This window comes from Alkalihalobacillus sp. NPDC127517, from assembly GCF_050276055.1.
GTDB lineage: Bacteria > Bacillota > Bacilli > Bacillales > Bacillaceae_D > Alkalicoccobacillus.
Genome location: NZ_JBNNQX010000005.1, coordinates 167658 through 182774 on the forward strand (window position 1 = coordinate 167658; position 15117 = coordinate 182774).

The window sequence follows — 15117 nt, forward strand, 5'->3', positions numbered from 1 at the left end:
TTCCCCTACTTCCTACAATGAACAATCATCTGCGGACTATCCTTTGTGAACGTATCCTTCTTCCACGTACCATACAAGTGAAGCTGCTCAAATCCATGAGCTTCTAGTAATCTATTCAACTCCATTGGGTACGTATAACGTAAAGAGATCGATTCTTTTTCTGAGTGTAAAGTCTCCTCGTCTTTTTTCCAACTGGTCTCCGTCACGCAGTGTAAGATTTGAGTGAAATGATTATAGGTTTCTGTATGGTTCCCTACCTTCTTTTTCCCGTTCATGGTTTCAACTGTTTCACTAACATCATCAACACTCAATTCAGCTAGGATCGGATTTCTTGTATCAAAAATAAATTCTCCACCTACTTCTACATGGCGGCTTATCGATCGAAGCAGGGCATCCTGACTTTCATTTGTCAGAAAATGTTGAAAGGAATTACCGGTCATAAATATGAGGGGAGATTTCACTTGAAGATCTAGCTCGGTGCAGTCCTGCTGCTCAAATTGAATCTGAAGATCTGCGTCCATGGCCTTTTTTCTAGCTCGGTTTAACATTCCTTCATGCAGATCAACGCCAATAACGTGTAGACCCTGTTTTGATAGTGGAATCGTTAGTCTTCCTGTTCCACACGCAAGGTCAATGATAGGGGATTGTATCTTGCTTGCATACTCCATTACGTATATTAGGTCGTCTTGATACGATTCATGTAATGCATCGTATTGTGTGGGATCCTCATATTTTTGTAGATTTGATTCGAATATACTTTTCATGTTGATTCACTTCCTCTACATCAAATTCTTCTTCCGTAGGTACATCTCCATGTCATCTTTCGTTCGCTCAAAATAGATATTCTGGTGTTTACCGTAATTAAAGAATCCATGTTCCATCCCTTCGTACGTTTTAAATTCAATACAATTACCAGCCTGATTCATCTCTTTCACAAAGCGTTTGTTTTGCTCACAAAGATCATCTCCCGTTCCACATATCCAAAGAGTGTCAGGTACACTCTTTTTTATATGATGCAGAGGTGAAAAGTCGGCTGCCTGATCAAGAAGCTCTGGGTATCTTCTTCTCATGATGTCCACACCGTCCATATCAGCAGAAAAGACGATAAGGCCATCGGGCAGGTGATCAACATCTCCGACAGAAGCTTCCTCGTCATCCAGGTCAGAGAACATCATGGAAGAAACGGTGATATACCCTCCTGCAGAAGACCCACAAACAATGATCTTACTCGGGTCAACACCTATTTCGTTTGCATTTCTCCTTACATAACGGACAGCGGATTTCACATCACAAATCGCTTGAGGAGGAATAAAGCCTTCATCTGCACCATTTCGATAATCCACGCAAATGGCCATCATTCCGAGGCTTGAAAAATAGTGAGCTTGGTGCTGAAATTGATTGGGCAGCTTAGGATCTCGTTTAAAGCTACCACCATTAAAAAACAGAATGGCAGGACGGGGATGAATGAATTGGACGGTAGGTTCAAATATATGTAAAGTTAAATAACGATCCCCGACTACCTTGTAGGTTACTTCGCCAACTTCATAATCAAACGGAACTTTTTTCATAAGAATCTCCCTTCATATCTGATTCGATTTGAATAATATTCTTTATGACAACGCCGACATCATGATTCAATTTAATTACAAACAAATGGTCAGCCTCATCCGGAGTTGGTGGCTCGGCTAAGTCAGACTGTTAACCTTCCCTCCTATCCTTAATCAAATGTAAGAATAAAGACATGTGGTTCTTCTCCCACAGGCCTATCTAAACGAACAAACGCGTTATAATCATCTTCCCAGTGGATGGAGAGATCTCCTCGCAGTTTTGTAAATTCAATTGTATCTTCTCCATACTTTATTTCGAATATTGGATCAGGAAAGTCTGCGATCTGAATAACTTCAATTTCATTTATGTTATTAGGTGAATAGCTGTGCTCTAATGTATATTGTTCCGGATTCTGAAACGAGTAGATAAGCACGAGGATTGGAATTAGAGCTATGGTGAGCAACAGCGTCAAAAATAGTAGAATCCTTTTTAATGATCCTTCCAGTTGCATCCCCTCCTACAACAATTATATCTCACTTTTGTTAATAATCGGATAAATAAAAAGGCTTAGTTAGATGTTCATTCTAACTAAGCCTTATAAATTCTTATGGTCTTACAAGGATCTTGCATTGTTTCTTATCATTTATAAGCTTCTCGAATCCGTCTTCAACAATATTGTCTAGTTCAATAATACTTGTTATCACTGAGTCTACATTTAGTGATCCTTTTGAAAGGAGATCGATGGCTTGAGGGAAAATGTTGTTATAGCCAAGAGACGAGTTAATTTTCTTTTCACCCACAACCTGCAATGTTGGATGATATTGAATTGGTTTTGCAAAAATACTTACAATCATAAATTCACCGTTTGGTTTTATCACATCAAGTGATTGATTAAATGTAGCTTCAATCCCCGCTACATCAAATGAAACATCTACCCCACCATTTGTGTTGTCCTTAATTACTTGTGCTACGTCTTCTTTTAGAGGATTTAACACAACATCCGCACCCATTTTAAGAGCAATTTCCCTTCGCTCATCACTCACTTCTGCAACAAAGATCTTACTCGCCCCAGCTGCTCTTAAGCATTCTGAGAGGAGAAGCCCAATGGGTCCAGCTCCGAATAAAGCTACGCTGTCTCCAATTTTAAATGTACTCTTCCGGATGGCTTGAAGTACTACAGCAATCGGTTCCAAAAGGGCTGCTCGTTCAAAGCTAAGCGAGTCTGGTAGAACAAAAACGTTCGACTCCTTCACGACAGCATATTCAGCGAACCCGCCATATTCATGAATTCCATATGATTTCATATTCGCGCAAATATTATAATTACCTTTTTTACACGTTTCACATTCGCCGCAGCCCCAAATTGGCTCAACAGCAACACGGTCGCCAATCTTAAATCTCGTAACACTTTCTCCGAGCTCAACAACTTCCCCTGTGAACTCGTGACCTAATACCATTTGCTCCGCCGTAACAAAGTTTTTATGCATGTATTCATGGAGGTCCGTCCCACAAATTCCTGCGTACTTAACTTTAATTTTGACCGAATCATGTTTTACCGTTAAATCTTGTACGTTCTCTACTTTTACATCTTTAGATCCATAGTACATTAGCGCTTTCATTATATGTAATTGTCCCCTTTGGATTCAATCTAAGAAATTTGTCGAATCATATACTTATTATACGTAATGGGGTTATTTTATACAACTAAATAGACTAGTAATGTGGTTAAATATAATGATTTTATTTACAATATTATCAATACGAATGTAAACTAATACCTAATTACTTATGTAAGGATGTAATTTTATAGCCTAATAGGTCGGGACTTAATGAGGATCTGCATTCATGGCGAGGATAGAGCACTTTTTTGATATAAAGATTTTTCTTGGTAACTGTGTGGGGTTTCTTGTTGGAGTAAGTGAAGCTCTTGGTCTGGAGGTCATCGGTCTTGCTATTCGGGGTGGCTTCTTGGTGTCCTCTGCCAGCTTCTTGTTATAAGCACCTGATCCTTGGTTGGACTCGCCCTGGGCTTGGTTAAATCCCTGTTCTTCTTGCTAACGCCTCTGGGTTCTTGCTTAATTGGGTTAGGAGCTTGGTTTGTGGTCGATTGTTCTTGGTATTCCTGGCTGTTCTCTTACTAACGGTTGCGAGCTTGGTTGGACTCCCGTTTCTCTTGGTGTTGGTGCTCAACTCCTTGCTCCGAGCGTGATCGCTCTTGCTAAACGGGGTTGGTTCTTGGTGTCCACTGCTAGCTTCTTGTTATTAGCACCTGGATCTTGGTTGGGCACGCCCTGGGTTTGGTTAAATCCCTGTTCTTCTTGCTAACGCCTCTGGGTTCTTGCTTAATTGGGTTAGGAGCTTGGTTTGTGGTCAATTGTTCTTGGTAACCTTGGCTGTTCTCTTACTAACGGTTACGAGCTTGGTTGGACTCCTGTTTCTCTTGGTGTTGGTGCTCAACTCCTTGTTCCGAGCGTGATCTTTCTTGCTAAACGGGTCCGCCTCTTGGTGTCCTCTGCTAGCCTCTTGTTATCAGCACCTGGTTCTTGGTTGGGCACGCCCTGGGCTTGGTTAAATCCCTGTTCTTCTTGCTAACGCTTCTAGGTTCTTGCTTAAGTGGGCTCGGGGCTTGGTACTTAACTCATTCTTCTTGCTATTCTAAATAAAGGGGAGCTTTTCATCATATATTGGTTTCGTCATTTACCTCAACTTGAGATAAATCAATCAGAATGGAAGCCGTTTATTAAAAATGAGTGGTTTCGCATACATTATATGAAATTTGTTTATGTCTTTCAGTTTCTCGTTCTTTCTATACCTTTTCTAATGGGGGCCAGCTTCTCCCAGCTCAATATGTTTTCCATATTCCTATTAGCGATTGGCACCTTTATCACTCACGAGTGGATCCACATCGTTACAGTCTATAAAAAGGGCGACATGAGTTTGACTTTTAAAGGAATTTTCTTTTGGTTACATACAAATGCGGTCTTATCCAAACCACGATTCTTTCTATTTATGAGTTCTCCCTTTACCTTTTTAACGATTGTTCCGGGGACTTTGAGTCTTTTCACATCAGGAGAACTGCAGGTAATCATGCTCTTTGTCTGTTGGATCAACACATTCTATTCTGCTTCGGATCTTTTTAATTCTGTTTTAATTCTTTTAAAGCCACGGAACTCCAAGTTTTATAGAGGCTTTTATAAAGTGGAAGCTGTTTAGTGAGGTTGGGAGTCTACCTCCCCAACCGCAAAACTCCGCTCGCCCCTTTTATAAAGCCAGCTCGTTCATAGAATTTTGTATTCTCTTCTGCAAATGTAACGGTTATGATTTCGATTCCTGCTCTCTTTGATTCTGTTACTAATTCGTTTATAAGCTTTAATCCAATCCCCAGTCCTTGATAATCTGGATGTACAATGATGTCTTCCATATATCCGTGCTCTAAACCCATTCCACATAGATAGCCGAATGCAATTAATCTTCCTGAGTCATCTTTTACTCCGGCCCAGAACTGACATCGTTGAAATAAAAGTGGATAATCTTGATCTCTTCTATTCCAGCCTACGACCTCTCTTAGTTCTGGTACTTCATGTTGTTCTAATGGTAGATTGATTTGTGCAGCAAATGGCATACGTGCCTCCCTCTCTCAACATTCCTTCAAGGAAAAATCATATCCTTGGTATTCTAGTCGGAGCTTAAAGCCCAGCTTTTCTGCCACCGCAACAGACGCAAGGTTCGTCTCCATGCAGTCCCAATATGGTACATGGCTTGAGTCTAGACATTCTTTTATAAAAGCTGCGGCTACATGTTGAACAAGGCCACGGCCTCGATAGGGTTTGTAGGTTTCCATTCCCATACAATGGACGTTTCCTGCCACGTAACCTGAAAAGCAGTAGCTCACAATCTCATGCTCATAGATCATGCAATATCCTAAGCCGTGATGAAGAAATGAATGGACCGATGGCCAAAACGTCAGGATTTCGTCTTTCAATTGAGGAAGGTTTTTGATTTTGTTATTGCTTAATACATCTCGATTGAGTTTTACACATTGAAATGTTTCCGGAATATGCGAATTCGCAGGCTTAATAAACGATTCTTTTTCTAATAGATAGACTCTTTGGTTCCAACTGCCAATGGTTCGATGCTGAAATACCTTTTCAAAGGTTTGATTCCACCCTGAATGGTAACCTAAGGCTTCGAACCATTCTAAGCCAACCTTTTTCGCCTCTGCTTTAATTGTTTGATTAATAAATGGGTTTAATGCTTGATTAAAGAGTTCATTATCAGCGTCTCCAAAAAAGATAAAGCCATCGTTTGAATGCAGCCATACCATCCCCGTTTTCGGCTGTTCAAGATTATCCACGAACACGCGCCCAGGACTCGTCCCTTCTACTACAGCTCTAACTTCTGCTAATCCGTCATCTTGAAGCAACCTAAGACACTTTTGAAACTGATTCTTTTTCAGCTCGATGATCATAAGGCCCTCCTGAACATTATTTAGTAGCAATCAGTAAAAAACGTTTAGAGTTTGTGCGTATTCCTTTTTTTGCTTTATTTGTGTGGACGAATTGATTGAATCGATCCATGTCATTTGAATCCTCTAGAAAATTAGGGATAATTGGCGTGTGGTTTAAGAGAAATAACAGATCCTCTTCCCTTTTATAGTATTCTGTTGCATTGTATTCTAGTTCTACAATCGATCTAAAACCCGCTTCCTTTAACTCAGCTATATATTTTTGTTTTAACCTACCGTCTTGCTTGCCATAAGACTGTCCTCTTCCAAATGCCTTTTTTAGATTCAGCTTATCTTCTTCGCTAACTTGCTGTGTGATAAATGACCCGCCTTGCCTTAGGACTCTATTCACTTCACTGGCTGTAAAAGGAGCGTGTCTACTCGTCACGATGTGAAAGAATTGATTTGGAAATGTTAAGTCATGACTAGACATTTCGTGAAAGCTTGTGTTTAAGATCCCAGACGTCTTTAGATTACTTTTAGCCTTCCTTATCATGCTTTGAGACGCATCAATTCCAACTAGAAATACAAACTTTGGAGCCATCCTAATGACATTTTCTCCCCCACCCGTTCCAAGATCTAATAAGAAATTGGACTCCTGACCGATCTCTATTACTTTTTCATTGAAATCCCATACCGCTCCTTCAATTCCAACCTGAAGATCACTAAAATCCCAGCCGTTTACTTCTCCAACTTTGTTATAAAACTCTTCTTCATTCATAAGAGCCACAACCCTTCATCCGACTATTGCTACATTCCATAAAAAACAAAAAAATCCTGCCTTGGCAGGATAAGAGTGGTGCGATTACGGGTGCGTTTGGTCAACGAGCCTTTGGAAATCTTCCGGTGATGCGACCTCCTCACCCCTCCAAATCCAACGTGGTCGGATCTCTTCGTCATACACATATTCATTTTCATTAAATTGCATGTCATCATTTTCTTTATTTTCATTGCTAACGAATAACCCCGTCTGGCTAGCTGTCAGTTTGTTTTGCTCCACTAGATTTGAGTAGGCATAGTATTGTACAAGAAGCTGGGCTCCTTCAAGGTCTTTCGTGTCGTTACCTGAGAGCGTGTTACCTGATATGACTGAATCAGTGGTGCCTCCGCGCTCTGAGTCATAGCCCCCAATGGTGATACCAGTATACACATTTTCGTAAACGTCATTGTTAAGAATCTTAATATTGGTCGCAAACTTCCCTTCATGCTCGGACGTTGCCTCAATTCCAATGTCATTTTGATAAACGCAATTTTCTTCAATTAGAATGTCGCTCCCGCCGTCTACATAAATGCCACCCGCACTATAATCACCACCATAGCTTGGGTTATCGTAACTAGAATTGTGGTGCACGTCGTTTCCACGAATGACTCCATTACGTGCAAAGTCACGATCAGGGTCTGCCGCAATTCCTTCGTATCCAATCACATCAATTCCAATATTATTTGTATGGTGGACATGATTGTCTGCGATCAAAAAGTCACTGACATCGCCGTTTACAACAAGTGCCTCACTCCAGCCTAGCTTAAGATCAGTAAGCGTGTTATTTGTGATCTCTATGTTTGTAATTGGTTCTTCACCATACACCGCGATACCATGCGCATTCCCGTCCTTTTCATAGGTCGCAATGTCGTGTATGAACAGATTCGATAATTCGACGTGCGCACTTGGTCCATTTACAAGAACGCCGATAACCGTCTTATCTTCGTGCTCTGTTGTAACGTTTTCTACTTCCAACCCATCAATGATAACGTAGCTTTGCCCAGTTATTTCAATCATCGCTACATCATCGAGACCATCCTCAAGCTGTTCTCCGCTTAGGCGAACCTCTTCCTCTTCATATGCCTCAAAACGAATAGGCTGATCCTCCGTCCCACTATGCTGGATAATCAGTGGCTCGTAGTAGATTCCTTCTCGGATCGACACCGTTGTGCCTGCCGTTGCCCGGTCTGCAGCTTCCTCTAGTGTTAAAAGGGGTTCCTCTATTGTTCCTGCATTGTCGTCGTTTCCATCTGTCGCAACATAAAGCTGCGGGCCTTCTTCACTTGTTTCAATTTGTTGATCTTGGCAGCCTGCTACTACCATTCCAGCTAGCAGGATAAAGGTTGTATATGTTCGTCTCAAGCTTGTTCGTTCCTCTCTATCTCTATTATTCAATCTTATAACCGACTCCCCATACGGTTTGAATTACCTTGTAGCCTAGGGCTTTTTCTAATTTGTCTCGTAGATTACTAATATGGACCATGACTGTGTTGTTAGAGTCATAGTATTTTTCCTTCCATACCTGTTGGAAGATTGACTCTGAATCAAATACTTGTCCAGGTTGACTAGCCAATAGGTAGAGAATCTCAAATTCCTTCGAAGTTAACTTTAGTTCTTTGTCTTGAACCATTGCCCTGTACTTTTTCTTATCAATGATTAGGTCACCTAACTCAAGGATCGTACTTTCCTTTGCTGAACCACGGTAATAATACGCTCTTCGTAGTAATGCCTTCACTCTTACAACGAGCTCAAGTATATTAAAGGGTTTAATTAAATAATCATCTGCACCAGTCATAATTCCCGTAATCCGATGCATATCTTCTGACTTTGCACTAATCATTAGTATCGGGAGCTCATGATCTTGTCTTACTGTTTGGCAAAATTGTAATCCATCCATCTCAGGCATCATGACATCAAGAACAACTAAATCAATATCACTTTCTTTCATTTTTTGAAGAGCTTCGACCCCATTGCCAGCAAGCGTTGTGGCATACCCTTCATTTTTTAGTGAAATACTCACTAAGCGTGCGATTTCTTGATCATCATCCACGATTAAAATATGCTTAGACAACCGGTTCCACATCCTTCTTACTACTTGTCGAATGATAATACCTACAAACCCGCGATGAGAGACTGCAAGCTAAATCATTCGTTATCGTTTGAGCGAGAGTAGCCATTGTGTTCATACTTATTGCTTTATCATGACTCGTTCCAATTAATACTACTTGATCCCCGCTCTTTATACCATCTATATCGGTAACATCCATCATCAGTTGATCCATACATACATTTCCAACCTGATCCGCAAATTGTCCTTTAATTAGTATAGGTGCTCGTTTTCCTGAAACAGCTCTCGGATAGCCGTCTGCGTAACCAATCGATACGGTTGCGATTCTCCTTGGAGTATTAAATTGACATGTACGCCCATATCCAATCCATTCATCCGTAGGCACTGTTTTAATCATTGAAACCCTTGCTTTTAGTTCCATAACAGGCTTCAAACCAATTTCCCTCACCTCTCCAGAAGGAATACCAAAAAGCATGATTCCAGGTCTAACAAAGTCATATGTTAGATGGGAATGATTCATAATCCCACCACTGTTTTGAAGATGTGTTTTTCCGTATGGATAATCTCTTAATGCACCTAAGCATTGGTTAAAGCGTGCAACCTGAACATTTGTCGTTTCTACATCTATAGGATCTAAACTGTCTGCAACAGATAGATGACTATAAATGCCATGTACATGAAGTTGAGTATAGGAGAAGATTCCTTTGATATGATCGGTGTCAAGATATGCGTAACCCATTCGATTCATACCGGTATCTACTTTAATCTCGACTTGAAGCCTCACGCCTGCCTTTTCAGCAGCTTTTGCTAAAGCTCTTGTATAAGTTGGCGAGAATACACTTTGAATCAACCGAAGCCGTGACAGAGTCATGGCCTCGTCAGGCGACGTCAGTCCTAATATTAAAATGTCCACGAAGGGTAAAAGATTTCTTAACTGAACGGCTTCGTTTAGAGTAGCCACTGCAAAATTTGTTACACCTGCTCCAAAGAGGCTTTTTGCCGTTTGGTCCAGTCCATGTCCATACGCATCTGCTTTTACTACAGCCATGATGTTTGTTTCCCTAGGAATGGTTGAGCGGATCACGTCTACATTATGTAGGAGGTAATCTAGGTTGACCTCCACCCAAGCTCTAGATCGACTCAAGTCTACTCACTTCCCTTCCTTGCATAGAAAGCTCAATAAGCTCATCTACCAATGCAGAATAAGGAATCCCTGAAGCTTCAATCATTCGCGGATATCTGCTGGAAGGTGTAAAGCCTGGCATTGTATTAATTTCATTAAAGACAATCTCTCCATTTTCTTTAATAAAGAAATCCACTCTTGCTAATCCCTTGCACCCTAATATGCGATAGATTTGTACTCCCAGCTGCTGTACCGCTCTCAAAACATCTTCCTTCTGTCTTGCTGGAACGTACTGTTTCATCTCACCGGAGTGATATTTGTCTTCATAATCTAGGAAATCTCTACTTGGTTCAATCTCTCCGATCAGGCCGACTTCAGGATAGTCATTTCCATAGACTGCACACCCTACCTCCATACCCAAAACCATTCCTTCACAGAGGACCTTGTCATCAAAAGTAAATGCTTGTTCAATAGCTTGCTTTAATTCAACTTCATCATGTACTTTTGATATCCCATATGAAGAACCTGATCTTGCCGGCTTTACAAAGATCGGATACCCCACATCTTCTGTAGCCCATTGTTGTACCTGTTCAAATTGATACTCATATCGACCAAATGAGATAAAGTCGGTGGTACCAATGCCCGCGCTCTTCACTAATTGTTGCGCGATCACTTTATCCATACAAAGAGCGGAACTTAATGTCCCGCAGCCTACATACGGGATGTTTGCGATATCCAATAGACCCTGAATCGTTCCGTCTTCCCCGTTTTTTCCATGAAGTACAGGAAAGTAACAGTCGATTTGTATGTAAGTGATGCTTTCATTCTCTAATAAAATGAGTCCTGGCTTATGATGATCGGGGCTGACAACCACTCGTTTCAAAAAGGGACTTCTTGCCCAACTTCCATCCTTAATCTGCTGACTAATTCCATCAAATATATACCAACTGCCTTCCTTCGTAATCCCAATTTGAATGACATTGTACTTCGTTACTGATATCGCATCAATCACCGCTGCGGCTGATTGTAAGGACACCTCATGTTCACTTGATACGCCTCCAAAAAGAATAGCTACTGTTTTTCGTTCCACGGTTCATCTCTCCACTCATTTGTTAGTGAGTTCATCATAAAAAAAACCATTTAAGAAAGCAGAAAGAAAACCTTAAGAATCTTAAAGAATGAAAAGAATACAAAAAAAGCCTTTACAGAGAAACATCCTGTAAAGACTTAATGTCCTTTTAACGCAGGCAAGGTTACATAAAATGCTGTACCTGCTTGATCACTCGTGACGCGTATTTTTCCACCATGTAATTCAACAATGTTTTTTGCAATCGCAAGCCCTAACCCAGAACCACCAGTGTCCTTTGTTCTAGACTGATCAACACGATAGAACCGTTCAAATAAAAATGGAAGCTCAGCTTGAGCAATGGGCTCCCCGTAGTTTCGGATTTCAACTTCAACAGCTTGATTTAACTGACTTAATCGAATATCAATATGTGGGGCATCTGATCCATACTTAATTGCATTTTCAATAATATTACCAAACACTCTTGAGAGCTTTTCACCATCTACAGTGTGCTTAACTTCATGCTCAGGAAGCTTCATCCTAAAGCTCAGGTTTGATTGCTTCATCTGCAAATAAAAATGAGATGCCATCTGATTAAGAATCTCTTTTAAATCAATTTCCTCTTTGTTCAGCATTAACTTTGGATTCTTTGTGCGTATATATTCAAAGAGATCATTCACCATGGTATTCATTTGTTTTGTCTTATCATAAGCAATATCAGTGTAATATCTCAGAGTAACTTCATCTTTATATTGATCTCTCTGAATTAAATCAAGATAACCGATGATAGAAGTGAGCGGCGTCCGAAGATCATGTGAAACATTTGTAATTAACTCTGTTTTTGATTGTTCAGCCACCCGCTCCTCATCCACGGTGATTTCTAGCTTTTTAATAAGCTGATTCACTTGTAGTGCCAGCTGTCCAAGCTCGTGATTCTCTTTCACTTCGACACGTTGAGAAAGCTCCCCGCTTGCCATTTTTTTGAGGTCCGCTTCAATTTTCACGAAATAACGAATGTATCTGTGAGCAATAACTAAAAAACAAAGGATAATTCCAGCAAAAAACAAAACAAAGATAAGATCAAAGAAAACATACTCATAGTAGGTAAGTGCTTCATAAAAGGATACGGCTATTCGATCGAACACATTCACATAGTCATTTCGAGACATCCCATAAAAAAAGTGAAGGCTTGCTATTAAAGCAGTAGTAAAAAAACCACTTAACAATAACATGATAAATATCTTAAACATAAGAGCTACGTACCGTTTATTCAATCAACTCTTCCTCTCCCCATTGATTCTTCCCTAAACCAAACACGTATTGTATCTAGCATACCATTACTTATAGAAATCGAATCTACAAAAACTAGATCATCCCACACCGCACCTGTCTCTTCCATTTTATCGTCATGATAATAAAGCAAGATGACTTGTTCCTCATTAGGTAATGTAGCAGGTGCACTAAACAGTATGATGGGTACCAAACAGCATATACTAGCAATCAATTTTCTTATCAACTCTACTCATCTCCTTCATATACGAGCTTATCCATCTAATCATAAGAAGAAGAAAAGAAAATCTTAAGAATTCTAAAGAAATAGCGGGGATGAGGTTGAAGTGGAGCGTTAGAGAGCATCATCCCATTTTCAAATTCAATTTCAGGCTAACTAAAAACCGTCCCCGACAAGGGCACGGTTCGTTTTCACTTAATCAATACGGAAAAAACCGTTTCAATCTGACCGATCACATCTTCATCATCGTCTAAAAAATAGGTAATGACTGCATATTGATTTTCATCAAGTCCTTGAACGCTGAACGTATTCCCGTCCAATTCACCTTCAGTTAAGCTAGAACCTCTATATGTCATGAGGTGATGAATAACCGTTTGTTGCGTATCGTCACTTAGCTCAATTTCGAGTGTTTCTTCAAGATCTGCTTCATTAACGAATTCTGTAGCCCTTGCAGATCTGTCCTCACTTTCTTGGGAGGTGTTTGATTCGTTACAGTCGTTCCAGCAAGCGACAGTCGATTCCGATTCTAGTTCTTCACTCGTTGAATTATAGATTGAAACGGTAGGAGCTTCATCCGGTAATGGCTCAGCGCCTGTTTCTTCGGACTGGTCATCTTGAATGGCGTTACTCGAGCATCCCACTAAAAAGAACAGTATAAAAACCATGGTTATCTTCTTCATCCTGTCACCTCAACTTTCATTTAATCAAAGGGTAGTTCACTATTCTTTGCTCCGTTTCATTTACAAGCTCAAGCTCGGTTGCATGAAAGTCCAAGGCTGCCAGCTGCATGGCATTTGCGAACACAATTTGATCAGATTCTGTGACAAGATCTTCATCAATTGTGTAATGGACGGATGCGACATCCTTTTCAAGTGATGTATGATCGATTTCGATTCCTTCTACGATGGCCGTTGAATAGGACAGCTCATGTTCATTAACTGTTTTCATCTCTTCTACAGTTTCTTCAAAATTCAACGATTCTCCATCAGCTCCTGTAACGTCTTCACCTAACAAGCCACCGGGTAAGAATAAGGTCTGTTCGAGTTCTGTATCGTAAAGGGTATAATAGCCACGTGTTAGACCTCTTTCTTCTTCAATGTTCATCGTTTGATCTAGCGGACTTCCACCTACAATCATCTCTCTACCACCACTCGGATCTAAAAAGATCACTTCTTCAACCCCATAAAGATCGCTTATCCCAGAAAATGATTGGTAAAACAATCGGTTTTGAGCAGAGGTTGTGGAAAGCAGTGTGTGATCGTTGGTATTAAATTCAACCGTTAGCTCGCCTTGCTCTAGAGACAATTCAGTAAATGAGCTTAATATGTCCTGTTCAGACGGATCACTTTCAAACAAGGACCTCTCAAGACGTTCTTCTCGTGATCCGTCTAAATTTCGCTCTCGATTAATTGAGAATGTTGTAATGAATTCAGTCTTTGCGTCCACGTAATCCGTCTGAATCGTATAATTTTCACTTTCCTGTACTTCCTCATAAGCTTCTTCATTCTCCTCCTCTTCATCATTTGTATCATCTGTTTCGACTTCCTCTGCGTCTTCCTCACCAGAATCCGTTCCACTCTCTTCCGTGTTATTTTCAACTGGTTCTACTGGATCTGTGTTTTGAGTTTGTTCATTTGAGGTATTACAACCAACAAGGATACAAGCAACCGAAACCATACCAGTTATTGCTGTTACCTTTTTCAATTTAATCCCTCCCTTTTCTTACCATACCCGTATAGAGGTTGGACTAAAAGGTTATTTATCATTTCTTCATTATCATTGTAAAGATACTAAATGATAATGATAAAATAGGCTTTATCCAAATATCCCGCAAAACAGCTTACATTTTTGATAAAAAAGATTAATCATACTTGTTGACAAACAGTAATAATTATTTAATAATAAGTATGTAATTAGAATAACTATCATTAAGCGATGACTTAATGTTCATATTAGGAGGATGTTTATTTATGTCACTTATCGGTTCAGAAGTACTTCCATTCACAGCACAAGCTTATAAAAATGGTGAGTTTGTTGAGGTAACAAACGATAGCTTTAAAGGTCAATGGAGTGTTGTTTGCTTCTACCCTGCTGACTTCAGCTTTGTTTGCCCAACGGAACTCGAGGATCTACAAAACCAATACGCAGATTTAAAAGCACTTGGTGCAGAAGTATACTCTGTTTCAACAGATACTCACTTCGTTCATAAAGGTTGGCATGATAGCTCTGAGAAAATCGGTAAGATCACGTACACAATGATTGGTGATCCATCACAAACAATTTCTCGTAACTTCCAAGTTTTAAATGAAGCATCAGGTCTTGCTGATCGTGGTACGTTTGTTATCGATCCGGATGGTATCATTCAAACAGTTGAAGTGAATGCAGACGGTATCGGTCGTGATGCGAGCATCCTAGTAAACAAAATTAAAGCAGCTCAATATGTTCGTAACAATCCAGGTGAAGTATGTCCTGCAAAATGGGAAGAAGGTACAGAAACACTTACACCTAGCCTTGATCTAGTAGGTAAAATCTAAGGAG

General features: G+C 40.2%; 18 protein-coding genes. 3 read left to right on the top strand and 15 right to left on the bottom strand.

Features of this window, described 5'->3' with window-relative positions; genetic code table 11:
* Window positions 1–5 precede the first annotated feature (5 nt).
* The 4 genes from ACQKKO_RS08250 to ACQKKO_RS08265 form a co-directional block, all read right to left on the bottom strand.
* Window positions 6–764 carry a class I SAM-dependent methyltransferase gene (locus ACQKKO_RS08250; RefSeq protein WP_498646095.1) on the bottom strand — a complete coding sequence of 253 codons (759 nt, stop codon included), beginning with the start codon at window positions 762–764 and terminating at the stop codon, window positions 6–8.
* 15 nt (window positions 765–779) lie between these two features.
* A complete protein-coding gene (locus ACQKKO_RS08255) occupies window positions 780–1568 on the bottom strand; it encodes an alpha/beta hydrolase (protein ID WP_498646098.1) in 789 nt (262 codons plus the stop codon).
* A gap of 149 nt (window positions 1569–1717) precedes the next feature.
* On the bottom strand, window positions 1718–2059 hold the full coding sequence (locus tag ACQKKO_RS08260; protein WP_498646099.1) for a hypothetical protein: 342 nt from the start codon (window positions 2057–2059) through the stop codon (window positions 1718–1720).
* 94 nt (window positions 2060–2153) lie between these two features.
* Window positions 2154–3167 carry a 2,3-butanediol dehydrogenase gene (locus tag ACQKKO_RS08265; RefSeq protein WP_498646101.1) on the bottom strand — a complete coding sequence of 338 codons (1014 nt, stop codon included), beginning with the start codon at window positions 3165–3167 and terminating at the stop codon, window positions 2154–2156.
* A 226-nt stretch (window positions 3168–3393) separates the two neighbouring features.
* Here ACQKKO_RS08265 and ACQKKO_RS08270 point away from each other — a divergent pair, with 226 nt between their 5' ends.
* Both ACQKKO_RS08270 and ACQKKO_RS08275 read left to right on the top strand, forming a co-directional pair.
* Window positions 3394–3546: a hypothetical protein gene (locus tag ACQKKO_RS08270; protein WP_498646102.1), complete on the top strand. Its 153-nt coding sequence runs from the start codon at window positions 3394–3396 to the stop codon at window positions 3544–3546.
* A 714-nt stretch (window positions 3547–4260) separates the two neighbouring features.
* Entirely contained in the window at window positions 4261–4761 is a 501-nt protein-coding gene (locus ACQKKO_RS08275; protein WP_498646335.1) for a DUF3267 domain-containing protein, read from the top strand.
* Window positions 4762–4774: 13 nt separating this feature from the next.
* Here ACQKKO_RS08275 and ACQKKO_RS08280 read toward each other — a convergent pair whose 3' ends face one another.
* From ACQKKO_RS08280 to ACQKKO_RS08330, 11 genes are all read right to left on the bottom strand, one after another.
* Entirely contained in the window at window positions 4775–5170 is a 396-nt protein-coding gene (locus ACQKKO_RS08280) for a GNAT family N-acetyltransferase (RefSeq protein WP_498646103.1), read from the bottom strand.
* A gap of 15 nt (window positions 5171–5185) precedes the next feature.
* Window positions 5186–6016, bottom strand: coding sequence for a GNAT family N-acetyltransferase (locus ACQKKO_RS08285; RefSeq protein WP_498646105.1), 831 nt, complete (start codon window positions 6014–6016; stop codon window positions 5186–5188).
* Window positions 6017–6032: 16 nt separating this feature from the next.
* Window positions 6033–6773, bottom strand: a complete 741-nt coding sequence (locus ACQKKO_RS08290; protein WP_498646107.1) for a class I SAM-dependent methyltransferase — start codon at window positions 6771–6773, stop codon at window positions 6033–6035.
* A gap of 84 nt (window positions 6774–6857) precedes the next feature.
* A complete protein-coding gene (locus tag ACQKKO_RS08295) occupies window positions 6858–8207 on the bottom strand; it encodes a right-handed parallel beta-helix repeat-containing protein (RefSeq protein ID WP_498646111.1) in 1350 nt (449 codons plus the stop codon).
* A complete protein-coding gene (locus ACQKKO_RS08300; protein ID WP_498646113.1) occupies window positions 8200–8895 on the bottom strand; it encodes a response regulator transcription factor in 696 nt (231 codons plus the stop codon). Before ACQKKO_RS08300 ends, ACQKKO_RS08295 begins: the two co-directional genes overlap by 8 nt.
* Window positions 8876–10024: an alanine racemase gene (gene alr / locus ACQKKO_RS08305; RefSeq protein ID WP_498646115.1), complete on the bottom strand. Its 1149-nt coding sequence runs from the start codon at window positions 10022–10024 to the stop codon at window positions 8876–8878. Before alr ends, ACQKKO_RS08300 begins: the two co-directional genes overlap by 20 nt.
* Window positions 10011–11093, bottom strand: coding sequence for a D-alanine--D-alanine ligase family protein (locus ACQKKO_RS08310; protein ID WP_498646117.1), 1083 nt, complete (start codon window positions 11091–11093; stop codon window positions 10011–10013). The genes alr and ACQKKO_RS08310 overlap by 14 nt, the downstream gene beginning before the upstream one ends.
* Window positions 11094–11230: 137 nt before the next feature.
* Window positions 11231–12343, bottom strand: coding sequence for a sensor histidine kinase (locus tag ACQKKO_RS08315; protein WP_498646119.1), 1113 nt, complete (start codon window positions 12341–12343; stop codon window positions 11231–11233).
* The gene (locus ACQKKO_RS08320; protein WP_498646121.1) at window positions 12340–12585 is read right to left on the bottom strand and encodes a hypothetical protein; all 246 of its coding nucleotides are present in this window, start codon (window positions 12583–12585) and stop codon (window positions 12340–12342) included. The genes ACQKKO_RS08315 and ACQKKO_RS08320 overlap by 4 nt, the downstream gene beginning before the upstream one ends.
* Window positions 12586–12770: 185 nt before the next feature.
* A complete protein-coding gene (locus tag ACQKKO_RS08325) occupies window positions 12771–13259 on the bottom strand; it encodes a hypothetical protein (protein WP_498646123.1) in 489 nt (162 codons plus the stop codon).
* 16 nt (window positions 13260–13275) lie between these two features.
* Window positions 13276–14283, bottom strand: coding sequence for a hypothetical protein (locus ACQKKO_RS08330; protein WP_498646125.1), 1008 nt, complete (start codon window positions 14281–14283; stop codon window positions 13276–13278).
* Window positions 14284–14549: 266 nt separating this feature from the next.
* Between ACQKKO_RS08330 and ahpC the strand changes: the two genes are divergently transcribed.
* Window positions 14550–15113, top strand: a complete 564-nt coding sequence (ahpC, locus tag ACQKKO_RS08335) for an alkyl hydroperoxide reductase subunit C (protein WP_203088568.1) — start codon at window positions 14550–14552, stop codon at window positions 15111–15113.
* The last annotated feature ends 4 nt before the right edge of the window (window positions 15114–15117 follow it).

Bases quoted from the DNA above. Each gene is read 5' to 3' on its own strand.
- ACQKKO_RS08250 (WP_498646095.1), bottom strand. From the start codon at position 764: ATGAAAAGTATATTCGAATCAAATCTACAAAAATATGAGGATCCCACA.
- ACQKKO_RS08255 (WP_498646098.1), bottom strand. From the start codon at position 1,568: ATGAAAAAAGTTCCGTTTGATTATGAAGTTGGCGAAGTAACCTACAAG.
- ACQKKO_RS08260 (WP_498646099.1), bottom strand. From the start codon at position 2,059: ATGCAACTGGAAGGATCATTAAAAAGGATTCTACTATTTTTGACGCTG.
- ACQKKO_RS08265 (WP_498646101.1), bottom strand. From the start codon at position 3,167: ATGAAAGCGCTAATGTACTATGGATCTAAAGATGTAAAAGTAGAGAAC.
- ACQKKO_RS08270 (WP_498646102.1), top strand. From the start codon at position 3,394: ATGGCGAGGATAGAGCACTTTTTTGATATAAAGATTTTTCTTGGTAAC.
- ACQKKO_RS08280 (WP_498646103.1), bottom strand. From the start codon at position 5,170: ATGCCATTTGCTGCACAAATCAATCTACCATTAGAACAACATGAAGTA.
- ACQKKO_RS08285 (WP_498646105.1), bottom strand. From the start codon at position 6,016: ATGATCATCGAGCTGAAAAAGAATCAGTTTCAAAAGTGTCTTAGGTTG.
- ACQKKO_RS08290 (WP_498646107.1), bottom strand. From the start codon at position 6,773: ATGAATGAAGAAGAGTTTTATAACAAAGTTGGAGAAGTAAACGGCTGG.
- ACQKKO_RS08300 (WP_498646113.1), bottom strand. From the start codon at position 8,895: ATGTGGAACCGGTTGTCTAAGCATATTTTAATCGTGGATGATGATCAA.
- ACQKKO_RS08325 (WP_498646123.1), bottom strand. From the start codon at position 13,259: ATGAAGAAGATAACCATGGTTTTTATACTGTTCTTTTTAGTGGGATGC.
- ahpC (WP_203088568.1), top strand. From the start codon at position 14,550: ATGTCACTTATCGGTTCAGAAGTACTTCCATTCACAGCACAAGCTTAT.